1 protein-coding gene and 1 pseudogene are annotated in these 2,233 nt (G+C 44.6%); both read right to left on the bottom strand.

The features are described from left to right. Window positions 1-77: 77 nt before the first annotated feature. Window positions 78-335 (bottom strand): annotated as a pseudogene (locus ACCC84_RS23370) (IS66 family transposase); the annotation flags it as partial. A 60-nt stretch (window positions 336-395) separates the two neighbouring features. Next, the coding region (locus tag ACCC84_RS23365) for a hypothetical protein (protein WP_371902408.1) at window positions 396-2,233 on the bottom strand (1,838 nt) is incomplete at its 5' end.

The raw sequence follows: 2,233 nt of genomic DNA, 5'->3' as shown, positions 1-2,233 counted from the left end.
AAGTGGCCGAACTTCTGCCCTGGAACGTGGATCTCCCCCCTAAATAACTGTCAATACGGCGCTGCCTTTACGCTTACGATTTTGATGTAGGTTTCATCCATTCGCCACCGGCGCCCCACAGTACGTTTATGCCGGCGGAAGGCCCTATCCAGCAAGGGCACCAGGCGAATAACCCATCGGTGAAGTGTCGAATGGTCAATGAGGATACCGCGCTCAGCCATCATGTCCTCCAGGTTGCGCAGGCTCAGGGAATAAGCGAGGTACCAGCGAACACACTGAGCCATAATATCGACAGGATAATGCAGGCGTTTAAAGGCTTTTCGGATCAGAGACATAGTCAGGCAACATCACAAAAAACAGCATGTTACCTGACAACGCCTTAATGCGACAGAACCCTAAATCTGAGTCACGACCCGAATCTCTAAATTTATTCTTTGAAGCAATTCTAGCGACAGAGTATCTATCTTAGCCCCTTTTGCTAATTTAGCTGCTTGGTCAAGTATATGTTTTCTAAACATTTCGCTTTGACTAGCATCCAGATATTTTGTGCTAACAGTTTTAGTCAATTTATCTTCTACATTTGCTTTTTTAGCCCTTATCCTAATAACCACGTCTGGCGGTATTTTAATTTTTTTTGCTTCGAATGATAAATACATAGTTGCCAAATCTTTTAAACTGCGCACCTCTATCTCCTTAAGTTTTCCCCCTTTACTACTTCCTGACAGTGGATGATCTTCACTTTGAAAGGCATACCTATGAATTTTATTTCCTTTTTTTATAGGATGATACTTTAGACCAGTAACTTTCTCGAACCCGAATACTATTGGAACAATTTCACCTTGGTTGACCAAGGCGAGATAAGGTGCCTTACCATTTTCTAATTGACGTTGAAGGGTATTTGCTGATTGTCGATAAAAATCATCTAAATCAGTTCCCTTCAGAACCCTAACCTCCTTCCCAGCCTTTAGAGTGATCTGTTCAGGAAGTTTAAATGAACTCTTGATATTTTCCAGTGGAGAATTCATTTTCGGCAGGTTATTACTACCTACAACAAATGATTTATGTAGGTATTCTTGCAACCAATTCGAAGCCTCTTGATAATTAATATCATTCAAATTAGTCACCTCTATTTCCACATTCGGCGCTGTCATTTTCAGATCATGCTTATCCAATGAATCAAGTATAACCTGAGTGAGCCGGTGTTGTTTTGCCCGAGAGGCGGCATTACTGCTTTTCATGCCTACTCCGTCGGCATATGCCCGCGGTTTATTACGAAGATCTGAGCGTATGCGTTCATCCCCTAAAGAATCAAAAGAACGGTCTGAAAAAAAAACTTGTCCTTCCTTCGATTGCGATCCTCCTTTTACATCATTGACCCCCCCTTTGAGAGATCCTGACTCCATCACTTCGGCCCCCCACGGCGTACCATGAAATGCTTCGGGTTTCATGTATCCAAGCGGTGCCGTGGGGTTTAGAGACCGTAATATAGCAGAACGCATCGTAGCCTTGGCCTCATCACTAATTGTCATTTTATCAAGTAGATCCAACAGTGAGTTGCCATCTGAATCAATTACGTCGGCCTTGGCTCCTCCTTTACGCAACTCAATAACTTTATCGGCATTCTGCGAAAGAATAGCGTTACGAAGCTCAGCATTTTGGTCAGTCTGAATTACGTTATTTCCCGATTGACGACTCCCCCCTGCTACGCCTACGCCCTTCTGCCCTGGTGGTAACTGTCGCCCCCCTCCGGCATTTTGTAGACTGTACGCTAACGAATGAACTTTACTCCCCTTCATCCAAGTTTTACCATTATCATTAGATATCTCAAACTCCCCATTATTTATTCTCCCGAGAAATTCTTTAGACTCGATAACGAACTTTCGGGAGATTGGATTTTTGTTAATGCTATCCAAGTCCACCAGATCGTCCACGTCAGCGTCGGAAATTTCTAGTTTCCCCTTGGTTTTTTCTCGAACCCTAATGGCCCAGTCCTCCAGATCTTCCAGCTTGATCACCGGCGCGTGAGGGTTAGAACTGATGTCTTGGAGCAATATTTGCGACTTTCGCTCAGCAATCTTCCTGAATCCCTTCTTCATGAGGGGACTGAGCGCCTCGCCACCGAGGTCGAGCAACAACCCAAAAAACAGGGACTTAAGCGCTTGTTTTGACTCCTCCTGTGTATCTGCAGTTCCCGTCCGGATGATGTCTGGCAGCGTGGAGAGTAATGCCATCC

It is taken from the genome of Serratia odorifera, from assembly GCF_041448735.1.
GTDB classification, from domain to species: domain Bacteria; phylum Pseudomonadota; class Gammaproteobacteria; order Enterobacterales; family Enterobacteriaceae; genus Serratia_F; species Serratia_F odorifera.
This window is presented reverse-complemented; position numbering and strand designations above follow the sequence as displayed.